This is a genomic window from Flavobacterium sp. GT3R68 (assembly GCF_007109225.1).
In the GTDB taxonomy this organism is placed as follows: domain Bacteria; phylum Bacteroidota; class Bacteroidia; order Flavobacteriales; family Flavobacteriaceae; genus Flavobacterium.
Genome location: NZ_VJZK01000008.1, coordinates 26,640 through 32,809 on the forward strand (window position 1 = coordinate 26,640; position 6,170 = coordinate 32,809).

General features: G+C 36.1%; 8 protein-coding genes and 1 tRNA gene. 7 read left to right on the plus strand and 2 right to left on the minus strand.

Going from position 1 to position 6,170, the window contains the following annotated elements:
* Nucleotides 1-257: 257 nt before the first annotated feature.
* From FNW07_RS12820 to FNW07_RS12830, 3 genes are read left to right on the plus strand one after another with little or no spacing between them, the layout of a single operon-like run.
* Entirely contained in the window at nt 258-1,109 is an 852-nt protein-coding gene (locus FNW07_RS12820; protein ID WP_126745160.1) for a transketolase, read from the plus strand.
* Nucleotides 1,093-1,818, plus strand: a complete 726-nt coding sequence (locus tag FNW07_RS12825; protein ID WP_126745159.1) for a hypothetical protein — start codon at nt 1,093-1,095, stop codon at nt 1,816-1,818. The genes FNW07_RS12820 and FNW07_RS12825 overlap by 17 nt, the downstream gene beginning before the upstream one ends.
* Nucleotides 1,819-2,772 carry a transketolase family protein gene (locus FNW07_RS12830; protein ID WP_126745158.1) on the plus strand — a complete coding sequence of 318 codons (954 nt, stop codon included), beginning with the start codon at nt 1,819-1,821 and terminating at the stop codon, nt 2,770-2,772.
* Between the two features lie 58 nt (nt 2,773-2,830).
* On the opposite strand, the gene FNW07_RS12835 is transcribed toward FNW07_RS12830, so the two are convergent.
* Complete coding sequence (locus tag FNW07_RS12835) at nt 2,831-3,916, minus strand: FKBP-type peptidyl-prolyl cis-trans isomerase (protein WP_126745157.1); 1,086 nt, start codon at nt 3,914-3,916, stop codon at nt 2,831-2,833.
* A gap of 78 nt (nt 3,917-3,994) precedes the next feature.
* Between FNW07_RS12835 and FNW07_RS12840 the strand changes: the two genes are divergently transcribed.
* From FNW07_RS12840 to FNW07_RS12850, 3 genes are read left to right on the plus strand one after another with little or no spacing between them, the layout of a single operon-like run.
* Nucleotides 3,995-4,381 (plus strand): RNA-binding S4 domain-containing protein, encoded by a 387-nt coding sequence (locus tag FNW07_RS12840; RefSeq protein ID WP_126745156.1) that lies wholly within the window; start codon nt 3,995-3,997, stop codon nt 4,379-4,381.
* Nucleotides 4,353-4,949: a methyltransferase gene (locus FNW07_RS12845; protein WP_255512772.1), complete on the plus strand. Its 597-nt coding sequence runs from the start codon at nt 4,353-4,355 to the stop codon at nt 4,947-4,949. Before FNW07_RS12840 ends, FNW07_RS12845 begins: the two co-directional genes overlap by 29 nt.
* A 6-nt stretch (nt 4,950-4,955) precedes the next feature.
* The gene (locus FNW07_RS12850; protein WP_126745154.1) at nt 4,956-5,453 is read left to right on the plus strand and encodes a phosphoribosyltransferase domain-containing protein; all 498 of its coding nucleotides are present in this window, start codon (nt 4,956-4,958) and stop codon (nt 5,451-5,453) included.
* Here the strand turns inward: FNW07_RS12850 and FNW07_RS12855 are convergent.
* Nucleotides 5,445-5,963 (minus strand): shikimate kinase, encoded by a 519-nt coding sequence (locus tag FNW07_RS12855; RefSeq protein WP_126745153.1) that lies wholly within the window; start codon nt 5,961-5,963, stop codon nt 5,445-5,447. The two genes, FNW07_RS12850 and FNW07_RS12855, sit on opposite strands and share 9 nt — an antisense overlap.
* Nucleotides 5,964-6,091: 128 nt before the next feature.
* On the opposite strand from FNW07_RS12855, the gene FNW07_RS12860 reads away from it, so the two are divergent.
* Nucleotides 6,092-6,164, plus strand: a tRNA-Lys gene (locus tag FNW07_RS12860).
* Nucleotides 6,165-6,170: the final 6 nt, after the last annotated feature.

Consider the following 6,170-nt stretch of genomic DNA (forward strand, 5'->3'; position numbering starts at 1 on the left):
ACAATAGACCTTCGTCTGTGTACTAATTTTTTTTCATAACGGATTCGAATACAATTGAATTATTAAATTAATGAATTGTTTTTATCTGGTGAAACATTTAACAAACTATCCGATAATAGGTTATTTTTTTTCGACAAAATGAATTGTTCTTCTTAGTTTTCATATCAGCTATAATAAACTGATAAGTAAATCGCTTTTTTTTTGCCTCAACCCCAAATAAAAATTACTTTTGCAACAGTATAACTTTTACACACAAAATGAAGCCTAACACACAACAATTAAACGATTTAACAATCCAGGTCAGAAGAGATATTCTTCGAATGGTTCATGCTGTCAATTCAGGCCATCCCGGAGGTTCTCTTGGTTGCACCGAATTTCTGGTAGCCTTATACCAAAACCTAATGGACCGCAAAAAAGGATTCGACATGGACGGTATCGGAGAAGATTTATTTTTCCTTTCCAACGGACACATTTCACCTGTTTTCTACAGCGTTTTAGCAAGAAGCGGTTATTTTCCGGTGAAGGAATTGGGGACTTTCCGTCTGATTAATTCCAGATTACAAGGTCACCCGACCACTCATGACAATTTACCCGGAGTAAGAATTGCTTCCGGATCTTTGGGACAGGGACTATCTGTTGCCATCGGTGCTGCACAAGCAAAGAAACTGAACAAAGACAATCATTTGGTTTATTCATTGCATGGTGATGGTGAATTGCAGGAAGGTCAAAACTGGGAGGCTATCATGTATGCTTCCGCAAAAAAGGTGGACAATATCATTGCTACAATCGATTTAAACGGAAAACAAATTGATGGTTCTACGGATGAAGTTTTAGCTATGGGAAGTATCCGCGCCAAATTTGAAGCTTTTGACTGGGATGTTCTGGAAATTGCTGAAGGAAATAGTATCGAAGCGATTATTGCCGGAATGACGGATGCCAAATCAAGAACCGGAAAAGGAAAACCAGTGTGTGTTTTATTGCATACCGAAATGGGCCATGGTGTAGATTTTATGATGTACAGTCATGCCTGGCATGGCAAAGCACCAAATGATGCGCAACTGGAAAATGCTTTAGGTCAGAACTATTGTGAAGATGAGGCTGATTATTAGAATGAAGTCGCTTTTGACTTTACTCTTTTGTTTGTTGCTTTCCGGAGTATTTGCCCAGGACCATAAAATGAATTATTATTTTAATAAGGTCACGGTAAGTAATTTTATAAATTATGAATATGATACTAAAGTCAAATATATTCATTTCATAAATGAAAAAGATACAACCTATTCGTTGGTAGTAGCTTTACAAGAAAATTCCAAGACCGCGACACTTTATGATTTTGAAAATAAATTTTTGGTAAACTTTAATGCTAATTTCAATTACGAAAAAGTTGAAGACCTGAATAAATTAAATCATGTCATTCTTCGCAACAATGTTTTTTGGGGCAGAAAAAAAAGGTCTAAAAAATTTGTGGAAGATAGGGAATATGAAAAAGATTCAGTGACTAATCAAACTATTGTTCATGTTACCCAATATAAAAACAGTAAAAGAAAAAAAATAATAAATGAGCATTATTACATTTTTGAAAAAAACGACAAAATAAATAATAACGGTAAAAACTCTATTAAAAATTATTTAAGCAATAAATATAAAATTAATTTTAGTGAAGATGATAATCTTAAAAAAATTATACATCTGAAAGGTGCAAAAAATGCTGGAGAAACTGAAATTGTAACGATTGACGCTGCTGATTTCAATTTCACTTTTAAAATTGATGATGCTATTCCTTATCATATTCCCAAAACAACACATACAATAAAATAAATGAAAAAATATACAGACTCAGGCAGTAAAGATACCCGTTCCGGTTTTGGAGCAGGAATGACCGAATTAGGTCAAAAGAATGAAAATGTCGTAGCACTTTGCGCTGACTTAATTGGTTCGTTAAAATTTGACGATTTTAAGAAAAATCATCCGGAGCGTTTCTTCCAGATCGGGATTGCGGAAGCCAACATGATTGGTATCGCAGCAGGTTTGACTATTGGCGGGAAAATTCCATTTACGGGAACATTCGCTAACTTTTCTACAGGAAGGGTTTATGATCAAATCCGTCAATCGGTTGCATATTCCGATAAAAATGTGAAAATTTGTGCTTCACATGCCGGTTTAACTTTAGGGGAAGACGGTGCCACGCATCAAATCCTGGAAGATATCGGTTTGATGAAAATGTTGCCTGGTATGACGGTAATCAACACATGTGATTACAATCAGACCAAAGCGGCTACTTTAGCAATTGCTGATCATCACGGGCCAGTTTACCTGCGTTTTGGACGTCCGGTAGTTCCTAATTTCACTCCTGAAAACGGCGAATTTGTTATCGGAAAAGCAGTACTATTAAACGAAGGAACGGATGTTACGATTATTGCCACCGGACATTTGGTTTGGGAAGCTTTAATCGCTGCTGAAGCATTGGAAGCAAAAGGTATTTCAGCTGAAGTTATCAACATCCATACGATTAAGCCTTTGGATGAAGAAGCTATTCTAAGATCGGTAAAGAAAACAGGTTGTGTTGTTACTGCCGAAGAGCATAATATATTAGGTGGTCTTGGCGAAAGCGTTGCCCGAACATTAGCATTGAACCATCCAAGTCCTCAGGAATTTGTAGCGGTTCAGGATAGTTTTGGCGAAAGCGGAACTCCGGCACAATTAATGGACAAGTACAAACTGAACAACCAAGCGATTGTAGAAGCAGTAGAGAAAGTTATCAGGAGAATATAATCTCTTTGTTTTTATTATATAAAAAAATCCCGTTCAAATAGAACGGGATTTTTTTTATTTAATAAACTGTATAAGGAGGTTTAGCGGTCGGATCAAGATGTCTTCTTAATCTTGTTGGTGTTGTCCCATCAGGCTCCTGTGTTGTAGTATTTATGATATCTTTACTTGGAATTCCTTTAGGCTCACTTTCATCTTGAGTAGTAGCCGGATTATCAGCTATTGGGTTATATGGATAATAAGCTTTTGACCCCAGATGAGTAGTTGGCTTTCTGACTTCGTCTCTAGTGTAATACAGATCTCCATCATCATCCAGGTCGTAAAAATTGGCAATACCATCTCCATCAGTATCGTAATCAATTTGCTTTGGATTAGGAACTTCGGCAGTAGGAGCAGCTACTTCGTATTTAGACAAAACCCCATCTCTATCATGGTCTCTGGCGCGTTGTTTTTGTAATTTAAAATTAAAGACCAATGGCGAATATGCAGGTATTCCTGGAATATCTAACCTGTTGTAATACCCTAAACCAGAAGGAAGAAACATTACACCAGCACCAAATCCTGTAAAAGTAACCGGATCCGGACCTTCCGTTATAGAATAAGTACCTGTTTTAAACATAGGAATAATTTCTGACCATCCTTGAACTACGCTCTCTAATGGAAACCAAACCGGATTTTGGGCATAATCAAACTGCTTGTCATAAATATTATCAACATAGGTTTTAGGATTAGTCGCAGGAAGTATTTCATCGGATTGGTGGTATATAGACTTCCCTTTATAAGCTACATATACAGAATCTACCGCAGTGGTACTTTCACCAACACCTTCCTGAAAACTAATATAATACACTTTATAATCCACATCATGATCCTCGTTTTTGACTATTTTAGATTGCAATGGATAGGTTGTCTGCAGACGAATAGATTGCTGAGTACCACCTACTGGTATTTTTGTGAACGTCACATCAAAATCCGGAGTAACTTCCATGTAATATTCATCCAGATACCGGTCAATTGTTGCCAAATCTTCCGTATATTGTACTTTGTAATCTTTTGGAGGAACAATATTTGGAGAATCATCCTTTACACAAGAGACCGCAAAAACTGTAATAATAAGAATTAATAATAACTTATAAATTTTGTTCATTATTCTTTTAATTTAGGTGCGCAAGATACAATATTGATTTATTTTTGCAGCGAATTTAACGTTGATTTTAGAAAAATTATGAGAGTCGATAAATATTTATGGTGCGTCCGTTATTACAAAACCAGAAACATGGTTACAGAGGCCTGTAAAAAAAATCATATTACAGTCAACGGCCAGGTTGCAAAACCATCTAAAGAGGTTTTTCCTACCGATAAAATAACCTTCAGAAAAGATCAGATTACCCAGATAATCACCGTGTTGGACATTCCGCCAAATCGTGTTGCTGCCAAATTGGTCGACATTTACCGAAAAGACGAAACACCAATCGAAGCTTTCCAGCATTTGGAATTACTGAAATTATCAAAAGAACATTATCGAAAAACAGGCGATGGAAGACCTACAAAAAAAGACCGGAGGGATTTAGAAGATTTTGGAAATGAAACTAACGACGATGAAACTGAATAGCGATTATTGGGAAGAGCGGTATCAGAACAACGAAACCGGATGGAATGTGGGCGAAATTACGCTGCCACTTAAAGAATATATTGACCAGATTAATGATAAAGCCATCCGCATACTGATTCCCGGAGCAGGTAATGGATACGAATTGGAATACCTGATCCAAAAGGGTTTTGAAAATTCATATGTTGTGGATTTCGCTACCACTCCTTTGGAAAATATTCAAAAAAGACTGCCCAATCTTGATAGAGGACATCTTATACAATCCGATTTTTTTGATTTAGAAGGACAATATGATTTGATATTAGAACAGACATTTTTCTGCGCAATTGATCCGGAATTAAGAAAATCTTATGTTCAGAAAATAAAATCCCTCTTAAAACCAACAGGAAAATTAGCCGGTTTGCTTTTTCAATTTCCATTAACAGAAGTTGGCCCCCCATTTGGAGGCTCCATTGAAGAATACAAGAACCTGTTTAAGAATGATTTTACCATAAAAACAATAGAAACGGCATATAATTCGATAAAACCCAGAAAAGAAAACGAACTCTTTTTTATCTTTGAAAAAAAATAACTCGAAATGGGCCAAAACATTATCCTCAACAATCAGGAAATCGAACATAAAATCAAACGAATTGCATATCAAATTTATGAGACTTTCGTCGATGAGCAGGAAATTGTAATCGCAGGAATTGCTTCAAATGGTTTTGTTTTTGCAAAAAAATTGGCTTCAGCATTGGAAAACATATCCTCCATAAAAGTGTCTCTTTGTGAAGTGTATATCGACAAGCAAAATCCAAATACCCCCATAACGACCTCATTATCTCAGGCACAATATGAGAATAAAGGATTGGTTTTGGTAGATGATGTTTTAAACTCGGGAACTACACTGATCTATGGCGTGAAACATTTTCTGGATGTGCCGCTTAAAAAAGTAAAGACTGCTGTTTTGGTTGACCGAAATCACAAAAAATACCCGGTTAAGGCTGATTTTAAAGGGATTTCACTTTCCACTTCCCTATTGGAACATGTGCAGGTAGTATTTGAGGAAGATAATGACTATGCCTATTTAAGCTAATTTACCTTCAATTTCCGAAACAATATTTTCGGGATTTTTATCATCCACATTCACTTTAAACTGTGCCTGATGGTAAAAAAAGCTTCTGTCGAAAAGATGTTTCGCAATAAATTCTTTCAGCTCATCCTCATTTTTATTGGCCAGTAATGGGCGGCCTGTTTTATTATGAATAAGCCTGTTATATAAAGTCGGAATTGAAGCAGCCAAATAGACCGAACAGATTCCGGTTCCTTTCAGCAATTCATGATTATTGGAATAGCAGGGTGTTCCGCCTCCCAAACTTAAGACCATGCTTTGGGAATTGGTCATCAAATCCTGAAAAATCTGATGTTCTAATTTTCTAAAATAGATTTCGCCTCTTTCATTAAATAAATCCGGAATCGACATTTGGGTCTTTTCTTCGATAATTTCGTCCAGATCCAAATAAGGTATTCCCGTTTTTTCTGACAGGAGTTTTGCTATAGTGGACTTCCCACAACCCATATAACCTAATAAAATAATTTTTTTCATTTGAATAAGACCTTATAAATTAAGGCGTTGAAAGTATTTGGTAAAAAAATGTAAATTTATAAGAAAATTGCTTTGAAAAATAAATAATAACGCCTTATATTTGCACCCGCGTTCAAGGAAGGAAATTTGACTCGATAGCTCAGTTGGTAGAGCACATCACTTTTAATGATGGGGTCCTGGGTTCGAGCCCCAGTCGGGTCACAAAAT

Bases quoted from the DNA above. Each gene is read 5' to 3' on its own strand.
- FNW07_RS12820 (WP_126745160.1), top strand. From the start codon at position 258: ATGAAGCCTAACACACAACAATTAAACGATTTAACAATCCAGGTCAGA.
- FNW07_RS12825 (WP_126745159.1), top strand. From the start codon at position 1,093: ATGAGGCTGATTATTAGAATGAAGTCGCTTTTGACTTTACTCTTTTGT.
- FNW07_RS12830 (WP_126745158.1), top strand. From the start codon at position 1,819: ATGAAAAAATATACAGACTCAGGCAGTAAAGATACCCGTTCCGGTTTT.
- FNW07_RS12835 (WP_126745157.1), bottom strand. From the start codon at position 3,916: ATGAACAAAATTTATAAGTTATTATTAATTCTTATTATTACAGTTTTT.
- FNW07_RS12840 (WP_126745156.1), top strand. From the start codon at position 3,995: ATGAGAGTCGATAAATATTTATGGTGCGTCCGTTATTACAAAACCAGA.
- FNW07_RS12845 (WP_255512772.1), top strand. From the start codon at position 4,353: ATGAAACTAACGACGATGAAACTGAATAGCGATTATTGGGAAGAGCGG.
- FNW07_RS12850 (WP_126745154.1), top strand. From the start codon at position 4,956: ATGGGCCAAAACATTATCCTCAACAATCAGGAAATCGAACATAAAATC.
- FNW07_RS12855 (WP_126745153.1), bottom strand. From the start codon at position 5,963: ATGAAAAAAATTATTTTATTAGGTTATATGGGTTGTGGGAAGTCCACT.